Genomic DNA, 21,694 nt, shown 5'->3' on the forward strand with positions numbered 1-21,694 from the left:
CCGCGTCGAAGCCACTCGCGGGAACGGCGGCGAAGAGCAGCGGCGGTGGGGCGGTGGCGGGAGGTTCCGGCGGTACACGGCCCGGCGGCACCGGGGCGGGCTCCGGTTCGGGGTCGGGGTCCGGAGTCGGTGGCGGGCCCGAGGCGCAGGTGCTCGCGCTGGTCAACAAGGAGCGGGCCACGGCGGGATGTGCGCCGCTCACGGCGAACGAGCGGCTCACCCGGGCCGCCGACGACTACAGCGACGTCATGGCCAGCAGCGGCGTGATGTCCCACACCGGCCCCGACGGCTCCACGATGACGACCCGCATCGAGGCGGCGGGGTATCGGTGGTCGACTCTGGGCGAGAACATAGCCCGGGGTCAGGCGGACGCGGCCTCGGTGATGAAGTCCTGGATGAACAGCCCCGGACACCGCGCGAACATACTCAACTGCTCCTTCAAGGAACTGGGCGTGGGCGTCCACTTCGGTGACGGCGGCCCCTGGTGGACGCAGGACTTCGGCGCCGGCCGCTGAACCCACTCCCCTGGCCGCCAGCCCGCCAGCGTCGGTCACTTGCCCCGCTCGGCTGTGTACACACGAACGGGCTCTGGCTGCACTTCTGTGACGGGGCCACTCTGAGTGACATTCGGATACCTTCGAGCCGTGCGTGAAGTCGCCCGAAAATAATCCGTGGACGAGACGGTCAGGCCGACAGTTCGAGGCCGTGAAAGAAGTCACGCTCCGGCTGGAGGAGTTGTTGTTCCCGTCGATCGCGGACGTCGCGGTTCGGTGGACGTGAACATCGAAATAGTGCGCGTTGACGCGCACTGCATCGCGAACGGTGCCCCGTGCCCGGCCTGCGGCGTCTGGTCGAACCGAATTCATGGTTCCTACCTGCGGTTTCCCGCTGATGTGCCGAGCGGTGGCCGAAGCGTTGTTCTCCAGCTGAGGGTCCGTCGGTTCACCTGCGGGAACTCGGGCTGCGCACGCCGTACCTTCGTCGAACAGATACCCGGCTTGACACGCCGGTACGGTCAGCGGACCGAGCGGTTGCGCGCCACCCTGGCCGCGGTCGGCCTGGCCCTCGCGGGCCGGGCCGGAGCCCGCATCGCCCGCGTTCTCGGCGTGTCCGTCAGCCGCAGCACGGTGCTCCGGCTGGTCGATGCTGCCCGAGCCCGATGTCCCCGCGCCTCGGGTGGTCGGCGTCGACGAGTACGCCACCCGCAAGGGCCGCCACTACGGCACCGTCCTCGTCGACATCGAGACCCGCCGCCTCGTCGACCTGCTGCCGGACCGGGAGGCGTCCAATCTCGCGGCCTGGCTCGCCGAACGGCCGGGCACTGAGGTCGTCTGCCGAGACCGTGCGCCGTTCTTCGCCGAAGGCGCCTCCGCCGGTGCCCCGCAGGCCGTCCAGGTCGCGGACCGGTGGCACCTCTGGCACAACCTGAGCGAGGCCGCCGAACGGACCGTCGCCCAGCACCGCCGCTGCCCGCGAGCCCTTGCCCCGGCCACCTCCGAACCCGAGCCTGAGTCCGCCCCGGAAGAAGAACCGCCCGGTTCACCATGGCCGACCGGACACCGGTTCGCCGATCGCACGAGGTCCCGGCACGCCGCCGTTCACGCACTCCTGGAGGCAGGACACAGCCGGCGCTCGGTCCAGCGGCAGCTCGGCATGGCCTGGCACACCGCCAAACGGTTCGCCGACGCGGCGGAGCCGGAAGTCCTGTTCACCGGCCAGTGGCAGAACCGGACCTCGATTCTCGACGACTACAAGCCCTACCTGGACAACCGCTGGAACGAGGGCTTCAGCAACGCCTGGAAGCTGTGGGAGGAGATCGTGCCACTCGGCTACAAGGGCAGCTGCCAGCGCGTTCGCGCTTACCTGCACATGAAGCGCACCTCACCGCGACCGGTGACCGCCCGGCCGCCGTCGCCTCGCTGCCGGCATCGACCGCGACATCGAGGCCATCACCGCCGGACTCACCCTGCCCTGGAGCTCGGGCGCGGTCGAAGGACATGTCAACCGGATCAAGATGCTCAAGCGTCAGATGTTCGGGCGTGCTGGCTTCGCCCTTCTGCGGAAGCGAGTCCTGCTCGCCTGATGCTGTCCACCAATGGGTCGTCCACATTCCTCCCCAGATCAGATCGCGGGGCGCCGGAGCACGTCGGTCGGCTCCCAGTTGCTCTTCCAGAAAGTTTCAAGCCCGTGCTCGTTGATGAACTGCCGTTCGACCTCGTGGATGGGGTACAGCCCTTGGATGTTGATCACGTCGTGGCCCTCGTGTCCCGGAATGCCGACGTCGATGCCCAGGTAGTCGTCACTGCCGAGGACCAGCGGCGCGAACACGCAGAATGCCGTCATCTCCGACTCGGGCACGATGCGCTCACCGAAGTTGATGGTGCTGCCGTAACTGAATGGGCAGGTTCCACGGAGCTGCTCGGCGAGGAAGCCCACCGCGTGGGCCCAGATCACGTTGGTCGAGTTCACACTGAGGCAGAGTTCCGGCGAGCCGTGCTGCCAATCCGGATGCTCTGCCAGCGACAAGCCGTAGGTGAGCGCCGTGAGAAGCCCGTCCGGCAGGTTGTCGTACACGATCTCCGTCACACCCCGCAGCCCCTGCTTGGTCGATCCGACAGGGAAGAAGCGGGGCTCGCTTCCTCCGGAAAGCTGATCAAGATGGGCGAGGTACTTCTCAACGCGACTGGCCATGTGTCCAGCCTGCACGATCGCTCACCGGTGCACGCCACCGGGACCGTCACCAGTAACGCTCCGCAACAGATCCACAGAAGTTGAGCCAGAGCCCAGACTCGGCGACAAAGCCACCCGCTCACTGCCTGGGCCGCCGGCGCCGGTTGCTCATCCCCCCTGGCCCTGCCGGTGCTGATCGCTGATCCCGCTCACCACCCCGGCCCCGGCCCCGGCCGCCGACGCGGGCCGCCGGCCCCGGTCACCACCCCCGCCCGGCCGGCCGCGCCCGGTCGCTGGCCCCACTATCGGCCGCCGGTCAGTGCACTCCGGTCACCGCGCCGCGCCGCCGGTTCCGCCCGAGTCGGCCAGTACGAACGACACCCGCACCCGGGCGCCGCCCAACGGCCCCCGCGTGATCGTCAGTTCGCCGTCCGCTGCGCGGGCGGCCCGGGCCACGATGTCCAGACCCAGCCCCGTCGAACCACCGACGCTCACCCCCCGGGTGAGCGCCGCGTCGGGGTCCGCCACGCCCGCTCCCGCGTCATCGACGGTGAGGAACACGTGCTGCTCGACCCGCTCCACGCGCACGGAGAAGGCGGTGCCCTCCAGGGTGTGCCTGAAGACGTTGCCGATCAGCGCGTCGACCACGGCCGCCAGGTCGTCCTCAGGGAAGGCGACGGGCGCAGGGCGCGGAGTGAGGGAGCGCTCACAGGGCCGGTTTTGCTGGGTGGCCAGGACCGACCAGAAGTCCAGGCGCATGGCGACCACCTCGGCGACGTCGCAACGCTTGGCTTGGCCGGCGGCCGCACGGGCCGGCTGCGCCGCGGCCAGCGGTGTGCGGGCCGCGGCGATGATCGCATCCAGTTCGCTCTCCAGCTGCCCGGCCGCCTGGGCGACCCGCCGGGCGCTCGGCGTGGACCCCATCCGGTCGGCCTCCAGGTAGAGAGCGGTCAGCGGGGTGCGCAGCCGGTGTGAGAGGTCGGCGACCAGCTCGCGCTCCACGGCGAGCAGGTCCAGGACGCGGTCGGCCATGGTGTTGAACGCCGCACCGGCCTCCTGCAGTTCAGGCGGGCCATCGGGCTCGACACGCGCGTCCAGGTCGCCGGAGCCCAGAGCCAGTGAGGCACGCTTGAGGCTGCGCGAGGAGCGCACGACGCGGGCACCCAGCCGGTCGGCCACCAGGACCGAACCGCCGACCAGTCCCAGCGCGAGCAGCGCCATGACGCCCCACGAGGCAGCCACACCCCGGGTGAGGTCCGCGGCGGGCACGAACGCTTCCACGACCGCAACCCGCTCGCCCGGCAGGACGACCGGCTGAAGGTAGACCCAGCCGCCAGAGGTGTCCACAGCCAGCGTCTCGCGTCCGCGCACCGCCCGCTCGAGTGCCTCCTTGGGCGCGTGGGGGGCGCCGACGAAGCCGCCGTCGGGCAGCCGTACGGCGAGCTGGTCGGTGGAGCCGAGCTCGGCGACGGCCTGCTGCACATCCGCGCGCCGGGTGGTCAGGGCCAGCACCGGGGACAGGGCAGCGGCCCGCTGCTCGGCAGCCGTGGTGGCCCGGTCCCGTGCCTGTTCGCGTACCAGGAGGGCGAGGGGGATGAGGAAGGACAGGGCCACCATCGAGGTGACAGCCAGAGCGATCCCGGCCAGGGCGCGTCTCATGGCGAGCTGACCAGCTTGATGCCCAGGCCGCGCACGGTGCGCAGATAGCGGGGTTTTCGCGCCTTCTCGCCCATTTTGCGGCGCAGGGCGGACAGGTGCACGTCGACCGTCTGGTCCTCGACGTAGGGCTGCTGCCACACCTCGGCCAGGATGCGCCGCCGGGTGACGACCTCATCGGCGTGCGCGGCCAGATAGGCGAGCAGGTCGAACTCGCGGCGGGTCAGGGGAAGTTCCCGGCCTGCCAGGTGCGCGGTACGCGCCATCGGGTCGATACGCAGGTCCGCCACCTGCACAACCGGCAGCCTTGCCGCCTCGACGTCGGCAGGCACCGACCGGCGCAGCACCGCGGCGAGCCGCGCGGCGAGCTGGCCGCCGGAGAACGGCTTGACCAGGTAGTCGTCGGCCCCCGCGTTCAGCAGCCTGATGATCTCGCCCTCGTCGTCACGGGCGGTGGCGACCAGGACCGGCACCCGGGAAATACCCCGGATCATGCGCAGCACGTCCAGGCCGTCGAGATCGGGCAGCCCCAGATCCAGCACCACAATGTCCGGCGGGCTCTGGGTGATCTCGCGCAGCGCCTCGAAACCCTGGTGGGTGGTCCTGACCGCGTAACCGTGCCCGGACAGCACCTCGATCAACGCAGCCCTGATGACGGGATCGTCCTCAACGACAAGTACACAGGCCATGAGCAGGCACCGTAGCCGGTCCGACACCATAGTGCCGTGCCCCGCCTCCTGCGCTACCTCACCATATGGCTCGCCTGCACCACGGCCAGCGCCACCGCCGTCATCCTCACCATCCACTTCGTCGTCGGCTCAACCCGCCCCACCGCACCCGTCGCACAATCCGCACCCAGCCAACCCCCCAAACCCCCGCGCCCCGGCCCCACCACCGCCACGCCCACCCCCAAACCGTCGGCAAGCCCCCGCACACCCAGCCCGCCACCCCCAAGCAGCAAACCCGCAACCGGCCCCAGCCGCACACCCACACCCACACCCACACCCACCACCCGCACCAGCACCCCCGCGGCACCGACCGGCGCAGACGGCCCCGACTGCCGGGAAGACGGCGCCGGCGTCTACACCGTGCCCTCCCAAGGAGGCAAAGCCACCGTACGATTCAGCGACAACGCCGTATGCCTCATCTCGGCAGTGCCCAACCAAGGCTTCACGGTGAGTACGAGCCGGACCGGAGCGCAGACGCTCACCGTGACCTTCACCGCCAGCCACCACCGCTCCGAAATCACCACGACCACCCAGCCGCAAAACCACGCCAGCATCCGCGAAACCTCCTGGTAACACCCCCTCCCACGAACCCTCTGGTGGCGCTGCGTCCACAGGATCAGGCCATGGGGACTACTGTCCGGCGCTGCGGTGGTCGAACGTGGCGACCTTGTGCACGTGTGCGCGGCCCGGGTGGGCGCAGCCGTGGAGCCCAGGGCGGGTACTGGACGGAGTCTGCTTACGCGACAACGGCCGCCGCGCCCACGACGTCGAAGCGTCGCCCCCTCCCCCGCACAGGCCTCCCCTCAGCCGTCACCCGCGTGCGCGGGCAGCATGCGTCGCACGACGCGACCGAGGAACTGGGGTGGCCGGCGCGGGCCCTGCGCACCGCAGATCGAGCCTGACCGGCCGATGCGCGCTTGTGCGCCGACTCGCAGGGTGCGGGACACCGCGCAGTGAGCGGCGCGGGCCACCTGGGCAGCCGGTCCCGAGGTCGGGCAGACCTCGGAGCCGGCCACGTGGCTGGGGTGAGCCGCACAGATGGTGGCACGGCCCGCCCCGAGGGCTCAGCCCGCCGCGCGCCACCACGCGGGAGACACGCTGAGGCTCCAGACCTCACCCGAGTGCCCCTGGGCATGTTCGTCCGCGCGGACGAAGATCCTCACGCCGGACTCGAGGACCCGGTAGCGGCGCATGTCCCCGGGCGTACCGTCCTCGTCCGGGTCGGGTTCGACCGAGCAGCCGAGCCCGGTGATCGCGGCGGCCATGTCCTCGAAGCGCGTCGAGGGAGCGAAGGTGCCGTAGGCGCCGCGCAGGGCCGCCGGGACGGATGACTCGGTGTCCCACCGCAGACGGTGCACCTGCACGCTCACTCCGAAGCAGGGCCGGGCGCCGTCCTCCTCCTGGAACGACAGCTCCACCAGCCCGTAGTCCCGGCGCAACAGGCTGTCGTCCTCGGTGTCGAGGCAGTCGGCGCCCAGCGCGGCTTCCCATTCGGCGGGCTGCGCGCCGATCCCCGCTCCCAACACGTCGCCGCGGGTGGCGACGTGGGCGTAGAAGTCCAGGTCGGGCATCTACATCCTCTCCATCGCTTCTGTCAGGGCCTGCAGTTCGGCCGTCCGGTCGTTGCTGAGGCGCCACTGCGGATTGCGGCCTTCCTTCATGGCCTTGGCGCTGGGCTGAAGACCTCCTTGACGGCCTTCGTCCCTGATCATGTCAGCGCGCACCTTGGGGTCGGACTTGATCGTCGCCACGACGGCGTCGACCTGCTTCTGCGTTGCGGTGCCGTTCCGCAACCGGACCGCCTCGCCCTGGATGCCGCCCTGGCCATCTGGGCGCAGTGCCACTTGAAGCTCAGCGGCCAATGCTTCAGTGCTCGAAGACCGCCGTCGCCACCGGCACTGCCAGCAGCAGGCTGAGTCCGATCAGGAGGAGGCGGTCCAGCCACAGGATGGCGGCGAATTCGCGCAGTGTCGCGGCCAGCCAGTAGGCGGGGGAGGTCGGCGCGCCCACGACGTGCACGGACACGCCGACGCGGCGGGCCAGCAGCGTCGTGCGGTAGACGTGGAAGCAGCTGGTGACCACCGTGGCACGGTGGCCCGGAGTGGTGCCGTCCACGAGGGCCGCGCTGAAGCGGAGGTTCTGCCCGGTGTTGACGGAGCGGTCTTCCCGCACGATCCGGTCGGCGGGCACTCCGCGTCCGCGGAGATACTCGGCCATTGCGTCCGCCTCGGAGCGGACCTCGTCGTCGCCCTGGCCGCCCGAGACGACGAACATCACACGAGGCGTGTCCGGTGCGCGGGCGGCGTCGATCGCGAGGGCGCGCTCCAGCCTGCGGGTCAGCAGCGGGCCGGGCCGGTCGCCGTTGAGCCCGGCGCCCAGGACGATGACATGGGTGGTTCCCGGCAGGGGGGTGCTACGGCCCCGGACGAACACGTAGCCGGCGAAGACCAGGAAGAGCAGAGTGAGGTATCCCGCGGCCGCATTCACCGCGACCACGAGGGCACCGAACGCCTCGCCGCCGGTCGCGTGGAAGGCCGCATCGAAGCCGAGCACCGCCAGCACCGCGCAGCCGGCGGCCCCGGTCGCCAGCAGGGCTGCCTGCGGTCCGTAGCGCCGGACCAGGAGGACGCCGTCAGCCAGCAGCAGCAGGCCCAGCGCGAGCGCCAGGAGCAGGGCAGCGACGGCGAGGACGGTGGCGATGGTCGGGTGAGCTGCCGCACTGCGACCGGCCACGCCGAGCCCGGCAGAGGTCACCGCGAGGCAGAACAGGACGGCGCTGGAGAACCGGTGCGGTGCCAGCAGTGCGTTGACGACGCCGCCCGCGGCGAACACCACCGCGGCGAGGTACTCCGGGTACTCCGGCATGTGCCGCACCGCTCCGCTCTCCCGCCCGCCGGGCCGCTACCCGAACCCGCCCGCCTCTCGCCGCCCGCAGATTCCCGGACCCGGCACGGACGGCTGCCGGCCATCCTCCCAGACCTGCTGTGGTGCGCCGAACGCGGGCGGGCGGCAGTGCGTTCTGCTCCCGCACGCGGTGCGCCGCCAGTGCTGCAGCAGCTGCGGTCCGCTGCCCGCTCCTGTCCCTGTTGCGCTCCCCCTTGCCCGGCTCGCCTTACCCACCCCGAAGCCCCCTCCGCATCGGCCAGTCGCCGAAGCCGTACCGAGCAGCACGGACACAACACGGCACGATCCAGCCGAGAATGTGCCGCCACCTGACAGCGCACGGCCTCGATGAGCAAGCGAACGCGGGGTATCCGTGAGACGACGACGCTGTCCCGACTTCCCTACGAGGAGGTCTGCGCTGTGCTCTCACTCAAGCGCTTACTCGACCGCAGTCTGACCGCGCAGGCGACCCTGGTCTTCCTGCTTGGCCTGGGCACCACGGCCCTGATCCGCAGGGACGAGCACCCGGCTGTCTGGGTCTTCCAGAGCGCTCTCTGCACCCGGGTCGCCGTCGCGGTCCTGGCCGTCCCGCGCCGTCGGGCCGCCCGAGCCGTGGGCACCGACGCGGGCGGACTCGCCGATCTGAACCGGAAGATCCGCCACCATGAGGTGCCGGAGGACGCCGAGGAGCAGGCGGCCATGCGACGACTGGTCGCCGAGCAGCTCAGCCAGGTGGAGCGGGCGGGAAAGTGGCTGCCGTACTGGCTCGGCGCCATGGCCTCATCGCGGTCGGCATGCTGGTCCTGGGGGCCGTCAGTGGGTCCCTCACCTCGCCTTCCCGCTTCTCTTTGCGGTCGGCATGGTCGCGTTGTGCTCCTGGGTCCTGTGCATGCGCCGCCGCTACCTGAACAGCCTCCGCTGCATGCGCCAGGCCCTGCGACCAGAGTGAGCCAGACAGGGCGGGTACGGTGGGCAAGGGGCTACCAGCTCACTACTGACTTCGGCTCGTCAGGGTGAATCATCGCGAAATCCCTGAAGGTCTTCGGGTGGTGGCTGTATTCCGTGGTGTGTGAGGTGCGCCTGCGGGTGCGCTTGAAGTCGGCCTATCTGTGGCAGCAGTTGACGCGGGACGGCGGCGCGCAGGCTCTGGCCTCCCGTGGCCCGAGCGGATCGCGGTGTCGTCTGTCCCCGCGTTGTCTGGAGAAGCTGGCCGGGTATCTGGAGCAAGGGCCGTCCGCGCATGGCTGGGTGGAGGACCAGGTGTGGACCGCGGCGAGGAGCGTACCGGGCTGGCGGAGTTCTGGCCGGAGAGGTTATGCAGGAGGAAAAATGTACCCACAGGCAGCGGCGATAACAGACAACTGGCCAGCAACCATCGTCATGTTGCTCCTCGGAGGCGCTGTCATCGCATTCTTCCTGATCAAGGGGAAGAAGAGGTAGAAACGCCTCGTACGTTGCGTCTGCCGCAGCTGGTTCCAGCCGCTTGCTGCAGCAGAGGACCGCAGATGTCCTCGCGCTGGCGGACGAAGTCGGCACCAAGGCCGGCACCTAGGCCTGCCGTCCCAGCGGCGTCACCCGCGCGTCGAGGTCGGAGCACACCGGCCTCCACCACTTCGCCGCCACTGCTACGAGGCCAAGAGGCCCACAGATACGGCGCCCGTGCTGAGTGCATTCCAGTCTCCTGCGTCCATGAGGCGAAGCTAGTGCTGTGACCGGGAAGGTTCACCGGGTTGTTCGGCGTTACTGACTTCGGCTCGTCAGCGTGACGCTCGTTCGTCGAGTGCCAGGCCGGTGCCCGCTATGAAGCCATCGAGGGTGTCGGGCCGGTACTGAAGACGCTTGAGTCGGTTGCGGACGAGGGCCTCAAGCCGGTCGAGGGCGGCTACGGCGAGGTTGGCCAGGCTGCGCTTGACGTGCGCCCATATCCCCTCGACGGGGTTGAGGTCGGGCGAGTAGGCGGGCAGCAGGAACACCGTCAGCCATGCACGCTCGGCGATCAACTCACGCATAGCGTGGGAGACGTGGGTATTCAAACGGTCCCACACCAGCACGATCGGCGCTTTGACGAGCTGGTGGACGCGCAGGCGGTGGCACAGCCGGGTGCGGGAGCCGCCGCATCGCGATCAGCCCGGCCACCGACAGCCGCCCCGAGCGTCGCCCGCTGACGGCCAAGCCGTACAAGCTGCCGCGCATGGCTCTGGCCCGGTCGGCGAAGGTAGCCGCGAAGTACGCCCGGTCCGGCCGTGAGCGGCTGGGTCTGGTGCGGGTTCGGGACGACGTGATCGTTCTGCACGCCATCCGCTGGCCCGACGAGGCTGTGGCGGGACGGTCGTCGAGGTGGTCTTGGTTGGTCAGCCTGCTGTCGGGCGCTGCGGGTCCTGCGCTCGCGTGAACCCGTTGCTGCGTTCCACTTTCGCCACATGCAGTGTGTAGCTCTGGTACCACTCGGTTCGCCCGCGCTGTTGCGCCGCGCGGTGCTCGGCGTTGGTCCGCCACTGGGTGAGGGCGTCGGCGTCGCGGAAGTAGCTGACGGTGATGCCGAGCCCGCCGGGAGTCTGCGCGTGGTCCATCCCCAGGTACCCGGGGATGTCCTTCACCAGGTCTTCCAGGCGGGTGTCGGTCTCGCTGTAGCCGCTCTGGTCCTGGGTTCGCACCGTAGTGAAGACAGCCACGTAGTACGGGGGTTCATACGCTTCGACGGGCGCAACGGGCGCTTCCGAGTGATGGCTCATGGCGCCACCGTGAGGGGGAAGCGCCGCCGCGCGGACACCTCTATTTCGATCTTCATCCGCGGGTCGGCGAGACCGCACATGAGCATCGTGGCGGCCGGCCGAACGTCGCCGAAGGAGCGGCGCAGGACCGGCCAGCAGGGTTCGAAGTCCTCGCGGTCGGGCAGTAGGTAGCGCACACGCACCACGTCGGCGAAGGTGCACTCCGCTTCGGCCAGGGCGGCCTCGATAGTGCGCAGGCACTGCTCGGCCTGCTCCACCACGTCGTCGGAGATCGTCATGGTGGCGTAGTCGAACCCGGTCGTCCCGGACACATGCACCCAGTCGCCGTCGACCACAGCACGGGCATAGCCGATCTGCCCCTCAAAGGTCGAGCCGCTGAGGATCGCGCGTCGCTCTGTCATGCGCCGAACGCTAAATGACCAGCACTGATACGTCTAATACGGTCGCATGCACGGTCTGATATCTCTAAGCATATGGAGCGCCCCGAACTCCCCCTACCGCAGCTGCACGCCTTCGTCGTGCTCGCCGAGGAACTCCACTTCGGCCACGCGGCCGCCCGCTTGGGCATCGCCCAGCCACCGCTGAGCCAGCAGATCCGCCGCCTGGAGGACAAGGTCGGCCACGCGTTGTTCACCCGCGCCCCGGGGCGGGTCACCCTCACCCCAGCCGGCAGCGAACTGCTGCCCGCCGCCCGGCGGGCACTCACCGACCTCTCGGCCGGCCTGGCCGCAGCCCGGGCCGTCGGCAGTGGCCGGGCCGGCCGCCTACGGATCGGATTCGCCGCCTCCCTCGCCCTGACGATCCTGCCCGGCCTGCTTCGCACCTTCCGTCACAAGTTTCCTGGAGTGCACCTGGACATCCGCGAGATGACGACCGCTCCGCAGATCGCTGCCCTGCATGACAAGATCATTGACATCGGTCTTCTACGCGAACCCCCCACCGACGAGACAGACCTCGACTTCAGGACGGTACTCAGCGAGCCTTTCGTGGCCGTGCTGCCATCCACCCATCGTCTGGCAGCCCAACGGTCTGTACAAATTGCGCAGTTGGCGGACTCGCCCTTCGTGCTGCTTCCCCGCATGGTCGGCCCGCCACTGCACGACCAGATCATCGGCCTGTGCACCGCAGCAGGGTTCACACCGCAGGTGGTCCAGCACGCGGTGGAGTGGCAAACCGTGTGCGCCCTCGTTGAAACCGGCCTGGGCGTATCCCTGGCCCCGGCGGGCATCCGACGCATCCGCCTCAAAGGCGTCGCCTTCCGCAGGATCGAACCCAACACCGCCCGTACACGAGTGGCCGTCGCCTGGCGCGAGAACGACCCTAATCCCCTGGTTGCACACCTGCTGGCGACGATCAGCCAAGATCCGCTGGACAGGACCTGGTAGTGCTTCGTCAGGTTCTGGGCTGCGGCTTCTGCGAGGACTGGGCAGGTGGCGTCCGCAGGTGGTGCAGGTACCGGTCCGGCCACTGCTCCGTCCGCTATCGAGCTGCATATCGACCATGCGGCCCCGACGTTCCTCGACCTGGCCGAAGAATTCATCGCCGAACACGGCAGGGTGGATGATTTCCGGGTTTTGCCCGACTCAGGCGCCGGGGTCAGCTACATCGCGCTGAGGACAAAGCTCTTGAGGGCCGCTGGCAGAACCACCATCAGGAGCATGCCGCGTCGCAGGCCGGTGCCGTCGCCGACATCGAAGCCCAGCTCGCCTCTCCCGGCGGCTGATCACACCCGAGCAGACACCTCGTGGCGGATGGCGGCGTCGGCCAGCCGTCCCGGCTCGAAGACGGCCACCGCCACGCGGAGTTCCGGGTCCAGCGCACCCCACAGCTCCTCAAGAAGTTCGTCCTGGTCGGCAGCACCGGTCCTGACTTCGAAGAACGGCTCGCCGGTCGCGACCACGTGGCCGTCGGAGCGATACGTCGTCATCAGCACTGCATCCCCCGGCTCCAGATCCCGAACCGCGAGCGTCAGCACGTCCGCCGCAGTCCTGCCGCCGCGGCTCCGTCGCGCGGCACCGAACCACGCCTCCCGCGCCGAGCGAAGATCCGCCACCACGGTGATACGGGGCGTGAAGATCGGCGGGTCAGGCTCGTACTCCAACCCGCCCAGAGCATCGACGGGGCTTTGAGCTTCCTGCAGGCGGTCAGACACCACGGCTACCTGCTCGCCATTGCCGAAGACCAGCCACCCGCCCCGCTCGCGAGCCGCGACATAGTGCCGAAGCGGATCGTGCTCCGATTCACCGGTCGGCGAGACGATCAGCTCTCCCTCGCCGCGGAGAACGGCGCGGGCTTTGGAAGCCGCGCTGCGTCCAGTCAGGAAGTACCCACCGCACAGTGCGCCGCTGAGCGTCCTCGCCCACAGCACACCCCGCCCCGGATAGCGGTTCCCCGTCACAACCTCGTGCACCTGATCCACGGGCCGCACACTCCTCTGTCTGCTCGAACGCGAAGAGCGGTTCTCCGCAACATCATCCAACCGCACCGGCGTCGGTCTCGGCTGGGCAGCTCTACCGCCCTATGGCCGGGCCCTCATCAATCCCTGTGCAGCCAAGCCGGAGAGGCGTCCCGACGACGCCCTCTGCGAGTCCGGCTCACCCCAGAGACGGACGAATCCTGCTCCAGCTTGGCTTCGAGCTGTGCCGGGCCACCACATGGCTGGACGACGCCAACTGGTGGATCGCACCGGTCCTCGGCCTTTCAAAACTTTCCCTCGTAGGCTTCGGTGACGCCCTGCTCCAATAGCGCCCTGATGTAGTCCGCTCGAAGACCGGACCGCTGGTGGACTACGCAGGCGGCCGTCCTTTCGCCTGAGTGGACGGTGAGCAGAGCGAGCTGGATCAGACTTACGTGACCGCACACCACCAAGGGCCCGGGCTCCTCCAACCACGTCAACCCGAGGATCGGCCTACGGGGAAACGACTTCACACGCTCGCAGACTTCGCCAGTTCCCCGAAGGTCCGCGAGACGAGCTACGTGGTCGTCGGCCAGATCACTGGCTCTCTGCCCCCTTCCGCACGCTACTGCTCGGCAGGTACGACGACCATGAACGGTTTCAGTACGTCGGCCGCACCACCTCTCTCGCTCAGGCGGCAGGTGCGGCGATCGCCGGTCTGCTCACTGCGGGGCGGCGCGGTCATGCGTGAGTAGCTCGGTGAGAACCAATCCGCTGTCAAGGAGGGCGACATCGTCTTCTTCGACTGGCCACGGCAGGGCCTACGTCACCGCCCACAACAAGAACCGGCTCGACAAGCCGCTCGACGAGTACCTGACGGGCTCCAACAAGGGAACCGATCACCCGATCATCCGCGTCAAGCCAAACTGGTACTGAGGGGGAGATGCGTATGAAGAAGCGGGTCATCCAGCTGTGCGGTGGCGTACTCGTCGTGGCCGGAATCGCCGCCGCGGTGTGGTGGAACTGGTTGCGGGCACCCTATGCCCTGGCCAATTCACCGAAGGTCGACGTGACGGTGCGTGCGGAGAAGTCCGCGTACCCCGACGTACAGGAGACGGCCGAGGATGTCGACACCCTCATCCGGATCTATGTGCAACGGCTCAAAGACGGCGACGCCAAGGGACTCGCCGAGCTCGCCGGGCCGGCCTACAAACAGCCCGGACCGGCCGCAGCCAAGTATGTGCGCGAGTACGGCGAAGCAGCGAGCGGGCAGGTCGAGGTCACTGTGCTGGAGGGGTCCGTCGACTACTTCAACCCGGTGACGGTGGCGTACGAGGAGACCGGCCAGCGGCAGAACTTGCTGTTGGTCAAGGATGACGGACACTGGTGGATCGGCCTCGGCGACGGCGATCCGGCAGCCGGCAAGTAACGACAGTCGCGGAAGGTGCCCGGAGGTTGCTTCACCCGAACCTCCGCACCCCTTCGCCGTCCTCCGGCCCCGCCGGGCGGGGTAAAACCATCTCGGCCGGTGCGGCTCGTGCTGCCCGCCGATCCTCTCGCGCTCGGCGTCGTCATCCGGCACACCGTCTCCACCATGGTCACTTCGGTGGTGGTCCTCCTCGTGCTGGCCCTGTTCCTGACCGACGGCCGCCGCTGGTCGGCGGTGGCCGGGCACGCCCTTCCCTACCGTGCGTGTTTCCGGCTCGTCGATGTCGACTACTCCCCCGTGGCGTTCCCATGGACCGTCGGCGGAGCCTGGACCGTGCACGCGGTGTGGGCATGCGCCGCGTGTGCAGTCGCCGTCACCAGCGTCCGCCTGCGCGACCAGTGAGCCCCTTTTCGTCGGGCCTTTGGCCTGGAACCACTGCTTCGGGGGCCGGGAGCGGGTGGCCGGCTGCTTGTCCACGCCGTTGGCCACCAGCTGCGCGAGCGCTACAGCGGCCAGGCCCTCGGCGGCAGCTTGCGGCCCCGCCGGCAGCCTGGTGCGGCCATCACCGCGGCCGCACCGCACCACAGCTTGGTCTCCTCCGCTGCCTCCTCCGCCAGCGACGGCACCCGGTTCAGGGCGGGCGAGGCGCCGGCAGCCGGCCGCTTGGCCAGCCGCCGGTCCGCCTCACGCATCACGGTCGGCACGTTCATGGCCGGCGCCTACGACTCGCCCCGAGCGGGGGCCGCTGCGCCTACGGTCAAGTGCCGTCGATGTGCTCGAGCAGCGTTCGGGCTTCGACGGTGCGGCGGTGGTCCGGGCCGAAGGAGGCCAGGGAGGCATCATGAGCGGCTGCAGCCTGGCGACGGGCATCGGGAACGCGTCGCAACCCCAACAGGGCAGTAGCAAGGACCACTTCGACGGCCCCCGTGTCTGGATGGCGCTGGTCATCGGGCAGAGCGCGGTATAGCTTGCCGGCTGCCTGCGCCTCCGTGAGGGCCTCTTCGTGGCGGGCTTGGCCGTTGAGGCTGCGAGCCAGGCCGAGTCGCAGGACGAGGGACACCCGGTCACGTACGCGATGGGCGGCCAGGGCCTCGCGGGCGAGTGCTTCCGCCTCCTGGTGGCGCCCCTGCGCATTGAGGGCGAAGACCTGCCCGTTGCGGGCTGCCGCTGCCAGGAATGACATTTCCGGGCCGGTACCGCGGCCCGCGGCCTCGGCGACCGCCGCACATTCCGCCTCGCACTCGGCGTGCTGCCCGAGCGAGATCATCTGCTGGGCGCGGTCCGAGCGCAGCTTCATGGTCAGCCAGTGATCGGCTCCAAATATCCTGCTGAAGGCAGGCAGCGCTTCGTCGTAGGTGGCGAGTGCCTCGGCGTGGCGGCCTTGGGCGCCCGTCGCGAGCGCGGCGATGTTCAGCGCCACAGCTGCGTACGCGTCGTCGCGTGGCCGCGATCGGGCCACGGCACGGGCTTCGGCCTCCGCCTCCGCGTAACGCCCGGCTTCGTAAAGGGCTTTGGCCTCCGCCACAGGCGTTCCGGTCATTCGTTGGGCGTCGCTTCGGCCACGCCGCCGTAAAAATCTCATGACCGGGAGCATACGGACGCCGCGCAGGCTGCTCGGCGCAGTACGGGCGAAGCGCGATGTCGGCACGGACGATACGGGGAGGGAAGCCCCGGTCGGTGAGCGTTTGGTCGACGGCGCCGCCGCCCACAGGGGTCCGGTGGGCGGGCCCGCGCGCTCGACGCGTGTGTACGAGGAGATCGTCCGGCCGCGGACACGGACGTCCATATCCAGGTCCCGCACGATCTTCTCCGGCAGCAGGCCGACCGGGTAGGAGTACCGCGACAGCCGGGTGTCCACGCCGACGAAGGGGCGGGTGGAGACGGCGGCGCCCCTGGTGTGGTCGAGTCGCTCAAGCACCGGCACGGCCTTCCGGAGCGGGCCAGGTAGGCGGCGGCGACCAAGCGGTTGTGGCCGCCGCCCACGGTGGCGGCGTCGTAGGCGCGGTGTCCCTCGAGTGCGGGCTTGGGTTCTTGGCAACACGCGGTGATCACGCCTCGGCCAGAGACAGGCCCGGCCGACCGGGGGCCTATCCGGCGTTCCGGCCCGCACGCCGGCCGCGCCGTGTTGACTGTCCCGGTGACGAGTGAACTCCCCGACCCCACCCAGACCGCCGCGCTGCTGGTCAACCGGCAGGGGCAGTATCTGCTCCATCTGCGCGACGCCCACAAGCCCATCTCCGACCCGGGGACCTGGTCCCTGCCGGGAGGCGCCCGGGAGGGGGCGGAGACCCCCGAGGAGGCGATCGCCCGCGAGTTGTTGGAGGAGACCGGGCTGCGGATCGACGGTCTCGTCCCCTACACGGTCTTCCAGAACCACATCACGGTGTTCCTGGGCCGCTGGGACGGCGACCCCTCGCGGCTGCCGGTGACCGAGGGCATCATGTTCGCCTTCTTCGACGCCGCGACCACCGCGCAGCTGACGATGGCGCCCTGGGCGGCGGACGTCATCGCAAGGCACCAGGCGGACGGTACGGTGCCCGCTCCCGCCGCTGCGACGGTCAGTGGTGAGCAGGCCGTGCCGAACGTCCTGGGCGTCCACCTGTACCTGGAGCGCGACGGCCACGTGCTGCTCGGGCTGCGCCACCCCGACTCGGCGTTCGCACCGCTGCAGCACCACTTCCTGGCCGGTCACTGCGAGCAGGAGTCCGCCGTCGCCTGTCTGATCCGGGAGGCGAAGGAGGAGACGGGGCTGGTCCTGGACGCCCAGGACATCGAGTTCGCGCACGCCGTCCACATGTCCCACGGCCCGGGCAGGCGACCGCGGATCCAGCTCGTCTTCCGGGCTCGGCGCTGGCAGGGCGAGCCGGAGGTGAGGGAGCCCGACAAGTGCGTCGCCTGGGGCTGGTGGCCCGTGGACGCGCTGCCGGAGCCGACGGTGGCGTACACACGGACGGCGATCGAGGGGATCCGGAGCGGGCGGCTGTACACCGAGATGGGGTGGAGCTGAGCGCCAGCCTGATCTCGCCTCTCACGCCTACGGCGCACCCGGGATCGGCATGTGCAGCTGGTGGCGTCGTTCGGGGGCTGGCTCGAGAGGCAACGGTGCATGGTGACACCTGTGACTCGGATTCCGCTGCCGGACGGCGGCTGATTCCTGGTCGAGCAGCCGACCGCCCTGGGGGACGGGCCGGCGAGGCCGGCCGTGTAGGCGATGCCGTACGCGAGTTGCCGGTCACCCTGGAAGCCGCCAGCCGGTCACGGCGGCGGTGCGGACCACACTCGGCCGGCTGCGCAAGCTCCCCTCCCCCGTGAGATCACCGTTGAGTTCGGCGTTGACCTTGCGGTGCGTGGCCGCTTCCGCTCGGCTCCGCAACGGACTGCCGGGGCCACACTGTCCGCTCGTGAGGGTTCTCGGCCCAAGCGCCGCACGAAGGACAATCACGGACAGCCGCGGTGCGCTTCTGCGGCTCACAGCTGCCGACGACCTCAGGGTGAGGTCGGCGCCGCCTGCTCGATGGCCGACGGGCGGCCTGGCCGAGGTCCTCGGCGGCTTGCCGGAGCGGGTGGAAAGCCAATCCGGGCCGCGGCGCCCACGGCGGTGGGTGTACCGCGGCGCTGGGCGAGCGGGAGGTGGCCGGCAGGCCGGTCAGTGCGCCGGTTCCAGCCGGACCACGATCGACTTGGACGTCGGCGTGTTGCTGATGTCCGCGGTGGAGTCCAGCGGAACGAGCACGTTGGTCTCGGGGAAGTAGGCGGCACAGCAGCCGTGCGGCGTGGGGTAGGCGACCGTCCGGAAGGACGGTGCCCGGCGCTCGACCCCGTCGGAGAACTCGCTGACGATGTCGATCGGTTCGCCTTCGGTCAGGCCCTGGGCGGCGAGGTCGTCCGGGTGGACGAAGAGCACTCTGCGGCCCTGCTGGATACCGCGGTAGCGGTCGTCCAGGCCGTAGATGGTGGTGTTGTACTGGTCGTGTGAGCGGATGGTCTGGAGGAGGAGCCGCCCCGGCGGGACGCGCAGAACGTCCAGCTGGTTGATGGTGAAGTTGGCCAGTCCCGTCCTGGTGGGGAAGCGCCGCTCGTCGCGGGCCGGGTGCGGCAGGGCGAAGCCGCCCGGTGTCCGCACGCGCGTGTTGAAGTCCTCGAAGCCGGGGATCACCCGGGCGATTCTCGCCCGGATGCGGTCGTAGTCCGCCTCGAAGTCCGTCCAGGGCACGTGCGGACCGTCGCCTTCGAGGGCCGCGTCCGCCATCCGGCAGATGATCGCGACCTCGCTCAGCAAGGCGTCGGAGGCGGGTGTCAGGCGGCCGCGTGAGAGGTGCACCATGCCCATGGAGTCCTCCACGGTCACCTGTTGCTCTCCGGCGGGCCTCAGGTCGGCTTCGGTGCGGCCCAGGCAGGGCAGGATGAGGGCCTGGCGGCCGGCAACCGCGTGGGACCGGTTGAGCTTGGTTGAGATCTGCACGGTGAGCTCGCAGTTGCGCAGTGCGCGCTCGGTGAGCTCGGTGTCCGGGGCGGCGGAGACGAAGTTGCCGCCGAGGGCGACGAAGACCCGTACCTGTCCGTCCCGCATGGCCCGGATGGTCTCCACCGCGTCGTGGCCGTGGGGGCGCGGCGGCTCGAAACCGAACTCCGCGCCGAGCGCGTCGAGGAAGGCGGCGTCCGGCTTCTCGTGGATGCCCATGGTCCGGTCGCCCTGGACGTTGGAGTGGCCGCGCACCGGGCAGAGTCCGGCGCCGGGGCGTCCGATGTTGCCGCGCAGCAGCAGGAAGTTGACGACCTCGCGGATGGTCGGCACCGAGTGGCGGGTGCTGGGTGAGGCCCATCGCCCAGCAGACGATGATCTTCTCGGCGGCCAGGACCTCCTCGAACGCCTCCCGGATCTGCTGCGCCGACAGGCCGGTGGCCTCCAGGATGTCGTCCCAGGACGCTTCGCGCGCCTGGTCGGCGAAGTCCGTGAAGCCGTGGGTGTGCGCGGTGATGAAGTCATGGTCGAGGACCGTGCCGGGGGCGTCGTCCTCCGCCTCCAGGAGCATGCGGTTGAAGGCCTGGAAGAGGGCCTGGTCGCCGCCGAGCCTGATCTGCAGGAACAGGTCGGTGAGTTGGGTGCCGCCACCCAGGACGCCGGAGGGCCGCTGGGGGTTCTTGAAGCGCAGCAGGCCCGCTTCGGGGAGGGGATTGACCGAGATGATGCGGGCTCCGCGGTCCTTGGCGGTTTCGAGTGCCGAGAGCATCCGGGGGTGGTTGGTGCCCGGGTTCTGTCCGACGACGAGGATCAGGTCGGCCTCGTACAGGTCCTCCAGCCGGACGCTGCCGATGCCGATGCCGATGGTCTCGGTCAGGGCCGAACCGCTCGACTCGTGGCACATGTTGGAGCAATCCGGCAGGTTGTTGGTGCCGAGGAGCCGGACGAAGAGCTGGTAGACGAATGCGGCCTCGTTGCTCGCCCGGCCGGAGGTGTAGAAGGCGGCCCGGTGGGGTGAGTCGAGTGCGCGCAATTCCCGGGCGATGACGGCGAACGCCTCGTCCCAGGAGACCGGCCGGTAGTGGTCGCTGTCGGCGGGGCGGTACATGGGGTGCGTGAGGCGGCCCTGCCGGCCGAGCCAGTAGTCACTGCGCGCGGCCAGGTCCGTCAAGGTGTGATCGGCGAAGAAGCCGGGGCCGACCCGGCGCAGGGTGGCCTCCTCGGCCACCGCCTTGGCGCCGTTCTCGCAGAACTCGGCGCGGTGGCGGTGCTCGGGCTCGGGCCAGGCGCAGCCGGGGCAGTCGAAGCCGGACTTCTGGTTGACGCTCAGCAGGGTGAGCAGACTGCGGCGGACGCCCATCTGGGCATGGGCGTGGCGCAGGGAGGAGGTGACGGCGGGGACGCCCGCGGCGTGGTCCTGGGGTGGGCCCACGCGCAGGCGGGAGTCGCCGGGGTCCTCGGCGGGTGCCTTGCGGGCCATCGGCTAGTGCTCCGCGAGGTTCGCGCGGGTGCCGATGCGGTCCTGGACCCAGTCGTGGAACTCGCCTATGTGGTGCTCGCTGGGCACTAGTACGCCGCCCTTGGCGTACAGCCGGGAGCTCATGGCCGGCTGGCAGCGCTCGCAGGCGTCAAAGTCCTGCCGGTTGACCCGGTCGAACAGTTCCACGGACCGGCTGACGTCCCGGCCGCTGTCCACCACGCCCTTCAGGTACAGCCAGTCGCACTCGACGATCGTGCGGTCGACCGCGACCGGGAACATCCGGTGGAAGATCACATGGTCGGGGACGAGGTTGATGAACACCTGCGGGCGCACCGTGATGGCGTAGTAGCGGCGGTCCTGGTCCTCGGTGACGCCCGGGATCCGGTCCAGGCCCTCCGAGCCGTCGACGGTGAAGCCCTGGACGTCCGCGCCGAACTCGGCGCCGTGCCCCACGTAGAACTGCGCGGCGTAGCCGTCTGCGAACTCCGGGAGTACCTCGGTCAGCTCCGGGTGGATGGTCGCGCAGTGGTAGCACTCCATGAAGTTCTCGATGATGAGCTTCCAGTTGGCCTTGACGTCGTAGACGATCCGCCGGCCGACTTCCAGGCTCGCGACGTCGTACCGCTCGATGGACTCGATGTCGCCCAGGCGCGCGACCACGTCGGCGATCACGGACTCCTCGAACGGCGGCGGGTTCTCGGCGAGGCACACCCACACGTAGCCGAGCCACTCTCGCACCACCACGCTCGCCAAGCCGTACTCGGTGCGGCCGATGTCGGGCATTTTGGTCAGGTTGGGGGCCGCGACGAGTTTGCCGTTCAGGTCGTACGTCCAGGCGTGGTACGGGCATTGGAAGGCCCGCTTCACCTCGCCGGAGTCCTGCGTGCACAGCTTGGCGCCCCGGTGCCGGCACACGTTGAAGAAGGCTTTGACGGAGCCGTCCCGCGAGCGGGTCAGCAGGACGCTCTCCCGCCCGACGTCCACGGTCCGGAACGCACCCGGCTTCGCCAGTTCCGACGCGCGTACCGCGCAGAACCACATGGACTCGAAGATGTGCTCCTGCTCCAGGCGGAAGATCTCCGGGGCCGTGTAGTGGTCGCCGGGAAGGGTGGCGATCAGACTGTCCGGCAGGCCGGTCGTGGTCATGGTTCACCTCGGAGTGAAGCGCCCCGGTCGGGCGAGTGGTTGCCTCATGCGCAACGAGCCTCTTGCTACGCAACTCACAGTGCAGTCCACCCGAAACACTGTCAAGACCTTGA

General features: G+C 69.7%; 18 protein-coding genes and 7 pseudogenes. 11 read left to right on the forward strand and 14 right to left on the reverse strand.

Going from position 1 to position 21,694, the window contains the following annotated elements:
- The first annotated feature begins 53 nt into the window (after positions 1-53).
- The 3 genes and pseudogenes from ABTX60_RS43285 to ABTX60_RS43295 all read left to right on the forward strand — a co-directional run.
- The gene (locus ABTX60_RS43285) at positions 54-515 is read left to right on the forward strand and encodes a CAP domain-containing protein (protein ID WP_502992406.1); all 462 of its coding nucleotides are present in this window, start codon (positions 54-56) and stop codon (positions 513-515) included.
- A 276-nt stretch (positions 516-791) separates the two neighbouring features.
- Positions 792-1,325, forward strand: coding sequence for a transposase family protein (locus ABTX60_RS43290; protein ID WP_502992410.1), 534 nt, complete (start codon positions 792-794; stop codon positions 1,323-1,325).
- Positions 1,240-2,074, forward strand: a pseudogene (locus ABTX60_RS43295) (transposase); the annotation flags it as partial. The gene ABTX60_RS43290 and the pseudogene ABTX60_RS43295, both read left to right, overlap by 86 nt.
- A 47-nt stretch (positions 2,075-2,121) precedes the next feature.
- Here ABTX60_RS43295 and ABTX60_RS27440 read toward each other — a convergent pair.
- The 6 genes from ABTX60_RS27440 to ABTX60_RS27465 form a co-directional block, all read right to left on the reverse strand.
- A complete protein-coding gene (locus ABTX60_RS27440; protein ID WP_352099684.1) occupies positions 2,122-2,691 on the reverse strand; it encodes a suppressor of fused domain protein in 570 nt (189 codons plus the stop codon).
- 309 nt (positions 2,692-3,000) lie between these two features.
- Positions 3,001-4,329 (reverse strand): sensor histidine kinase, encoded by a 1,329-nt coding sequence (locus ABTX60_RS27445; protein WP_352099685.1) that lies wholly within the window; start codon positions 4,327-4,329, stop codon positions 3,001-3,003.
- A complete protein-coding gene (locus ABTX60_RS27450; protein ID WP_352099686.1) occupies positions 4,326-5,015 on the reverse strand; it encodes a response regulator transcription factor in 690 nt (229 codons plus the stop codon). The genes ABTX60_RS27445 and ABTX60_RS27450 overlap by 4 nt, the downstream gene beginning before the upstream one ends.
- Before the next feature lie 1,103 nt (positions 5,016-6,118).
- On the reverse strand, positions 6,119-6,625 hold the full coding sequence (locus ABTX60_RS27455; protein WP_352099687.1) for a hypothetical protein: 507 nt from the start codon (positions 6,623-6,625) through the stop codon (positions 6,119-6,121).
- The gene (locus tag ABTX60_RS27460) at positions 6,626-6,898 is read right to left on the reverse strand and encodes a hypothetical protein (protein ID WP_352099688.1); all 273 of its coding nucleotides are present in this window, start codon (positions 6,896-6,898) and stop codon (positions 6,626-6,628) included. It abuts the gene before it with no gap.
- 22 nt (positions 6,899-6,920) lie between these two features.
- Entirely contained in the window at positions 6,921-7,919 is a 999-nt protein-coding gene (locus ABTX60_RS27465; RefSeq protein ID WP_352099689.1) for a YdcF family protein, read from the reverse strand.
- A 1,095-nt stretch (positions 7,920-9,014) separates the two neighbouring features.
- Here ABTX60_RS27465 and ABTX60_RS43300 point away from each other — a divergent pair.
- A pseudogene (locus ABTX60_RS43300) lies at positions 9,015-9,215 on the forward strand (IS630 family transposase); the annotation flags it as partial.
- A 479-nt stretch (positions 9,216-9,694) separates the two neighbouring features.
- Here ABTX60_RS43300 and ABTX60_RS27470 read toward each other — a convergent pair.
- A pseudogene (locus tag ABTX60_RS27470) lies at positions 9,695-10,012 on the reverse strand (transposase); the annotation flags it as partial.
- A gap of 86 nt (positions 10,013-10,098) precedes the next feature.
- Here ABTX60_RS27470 and ABTX60_RS27475 point away from each other — a divergent pair.
- A pseudogene (locus ABTX60_RS27475) lies at positions 10,099-10,251 on the forward strand (Ku protein); the annotation flags it as partial.
- 37 nt (positions 10,252-10,288) lie between these two features.
- Here ABTX60_RS27475 and ABTX60_RS27480 read toward each other — a convergent pair.
- A complete protein-coding gene (locus ABTX60_RS27480) occupies positions 10,289-10,669 on the reverse strand; it encodes an antibiotic biosynthesis monooxygenase family protein (RefSeq protein ID WP_352099690.1) in 381 nt (126 codons plus the stop codon).
- Positions 10,666-11,070, reverse strand: a complete 405-nt coding sequence (locus ABTX60_RS27485; protein ID WP_352099691.1) for a RidA family protein — start codon at positions 11,068-11,070, stop codon at positions 10,666-10,668. The genes ABTX60_RS27480 and ABTX60_RS27485 overlap by 4 nt, the downstream gene beginning before the upstream one ends.
- A 72-nt stretch (positions 11,071-11,142) precedes the next feature.
- Here ABTX60_RS27485 and ABTX60_RS27490 point away from each other — a divergent pair, with 72 nt between their 5' ends.
- A complete protein-coding gene (locus tag ABTX60_RS27490; protein WP_352099692.1) occupies positions 11,143-12,054 on the forward strand; it encodes a LysR family transcriptional regulator in 912 nt (303 codons plus the stop codon).
- A gap of 338 nt (positions 12,055-12,392) precedes the next feature.
- Here the strand turns inward: ABTX60_RS27490 and ABTX60_RS27495 are convergent, their stop codons facing one another.
- Positions 12,393-13,088, reverse strand: a complete 696-nt coding sequence (locus ABTX60_RS27495) for an IMP cyclohydrolase (protein WP_352099693.1) — start codon at positions 13,086-13,088, stop codon at positions 12,393-12,395.
- A 15-nt stretch (positions 13,089-13,103) separates the two neighbouring features.
- Between ABTX60_RS27495 and ABTX60_RS27500 the strand changes: the two are divergent.
- The 4 genes and pseudogenes from ABTX60_RS27500 to ABTX60_RS27515 all read left to right on the forward strand — a co-directional run.
- Positions 13,104-13,621, forward strand: a pseudogene (locus ABTX60_RS27500) (hypothetical protein); the annotation flags it as partial.
- A 202-nt stretch (positions 13,622-13,823) separates the two neighbouring features.
- Positions 13,824-14,000 carry a hypothetical protein gene (locus tag ABTX60_RS27505; RefSeq protein WP_352099694.1) on the forward strand — a complete coding sequence of 59 codons (177 nt, stop codon included), beginning with the start codon at positions 13,824-13,826 and terminating at the stop codon, positions 13,998-14,000.
- 13 nt (positions 14,001-14,013) lie between these two features.
- Positions 14,014-14,493 carry a hypothetical protein gene (locus ABTX60_RS27510; protein WP_352099695.1) on the forward strand — a complete coding sequence of 160 codons (480 nt, stop codon included), beginning with the start codon at positions 14,014-14,016 and terminating at the stop codon, positions 14,491-14,493.
- Positions 14,494-14,592: 99 nt separating this feature from the next.
- Positions 14,593-14,895 (forward strand): hypothetical protein, encoded by a 303-nt coding sequence (locus ABTX60_RS27515; protein WP_352099696.1) that lies wholly within the window; start codon positions 14,593-14,595, stop codon positions 14,893-14,895.
- Between the two features lie 101 nt (positions 14,896-14,996).
- On the opposite strand, the gene ABTX60_RS27520 is transcribed toward ABTX60_RS27515, so the two are convergent.
- Together ABTX60_RS27520 and ABTX60_RS27525 are read right to left on the reverse strand one after the other, a co-directional pair.
- On the reverse strand, positions 14,997-15,203 hold the full coding sequence (locus tag ABTX60_RS27520; protein ID WP_352099697.1) for a hypothetical protein: 207 nt from the start codon (positions 15,201-15,203) through the stop codon (positions 14,997-14,999).
- Between the two features lie 998 nt (positions 15,204-16,201).
- A pseudogene (locus ABTX60_RS27525) lies at positions 16,202-16,534 on the reverse strand (NAD(P)-binding protein); the annotation flags it as partial.
- Between the two features lie 96 nt (positions 16,535-16,630).
- On the opposite strand from ABTX60_RS27525, the gene ABTX60_RS27530 reads away from it, so the two are divergent.
- On the forward strand, positions 16,631-17,500 hold the full coding sequence (locus ABTX60_RS27530; protein WP_352099698.1) for an NUDIX hydrolase: 870 nt from the start codon (positions 16,631-16,633) through the stop codon (positions 17,498-17,500).
- Positions 17,501-18,139: 639 nt separating this feature from the next.
- Here the strand turns inward: ABTX60_RS27530 and ABTX60_RS27535 are convergent.
- Both ABTX60_RS27535 and ABTX60_RS27540 read right to left on the reverse strand, forming a co-directional pair.
- Positions 18,140-20,435: pseudogene (locus tag ABTX60_RS27535) on the reverse strand (FdhF/YdeP family oxidoreductase).
- A gap of 3 nt (positions 20,436-20,438) precedes the next feature.
- Positions 20,439-21,581 (reverse strand): aromatic ring-hydroxylating oxygenase subunit alpha, encoded by a 1,143-nt coding sequence (locus tag ABTX60_RS27540; protein WP_352099699.1) that lies wholly within the window; start codon positions 21,579-21,581, stop codon positions 20,439-20,441.
- Positions 21,582-21,694 lie beyond the last annotated feature (113 nt).

The sequence above is a fragment of the Streptomyces sp. NPDC126510 genome, from assembly GCF_040302345.1.
In the GTDB taxonomy this organism is placed as follows: domain Bacteria; phylum Actinomycetota; class Actinomycetes; order Streptomycetales; family Streptomycetaceae; genus Streptomyces.

Coding starts and splice junctions, on each gene's coding strand:
- ABTX60_RS27440 (WP_352099684.1), bottom strand. CDS start 2,691: ATGGCCAGTCGCGTTGAGAAGTACCTCGCCCATCTTGATCAGCTTTCC.
- ABTX60_RS27445 (WP_352099685.1), bottom strand. CDS start 4,329: ATGAGACGCGCCCTGGCCGGGATCGCTCTGGCTGTCACCTCGATGGTG.
- ABTX60_RS27450 (WP_352099686.1), bottom strand. CDS start 5,015: ATGGCCTGTGTACTTGTCGTTGAGGACGATCCCGTCATCAGGGCTGCG.
- ABTX60_RS27455 (WP_352099687.1), bottom strand. CDS start 6,625: ATGCCCGACCTGGACTTCTACGCCCACGTCGCCACCCGCGGCGACGTG.
- ABTX60_RS27465 (WP_352099689.1), bottom strand. CDS start 7,919: ATGCCGGAGTACCCGGAGTACCTCGCCGCGGTGGTGTTCGCCGCGGGC.
- ABTX60_RS27480 (WP_352099690.1), bottom strand. CDS start 10,669: ATGAGCCATCACTCGGAAGCGCCCGTTGCGCCCGTCGAAGCGTATGAA.
- ABTX60_RS27485 (WP_352099691.1), bottom strand. CDS start 11,070: ATGACAGAGCGACGCGCGATCCTCAGCGGCTCGACCTTTGAGGGGCAG.
- ABTX60_RS27490 (WP_352099692.1), top strand. CDS start 11,143: ATGGAGCGCCCCGAACTCCCCCTACCGCAGCTGCACGCCTTCGTCGTG.
- ABTX60_RS27510 (WP_352099695.1), top strand. CDS start 14,014: ATGAAGAAGCGGGTCATCCAGCTGTGCGGTGGCGTACTCGTCGTGGCC.
- ABTX60_RS27520 (WP_352099697.1), bottom strand. CDS start 15,203: ATGAACGTGCCGACCGTGATGCGTGAGGCGGACCGGCGGCTGGCCAAG.
- ABTX60_RS27540 (WP_352099699.1), bottom strand. CDS start 21,581: ATGACCACGACCGGCCTGCCGGACAGTCTGATCGCCACCCTTCCCGGC.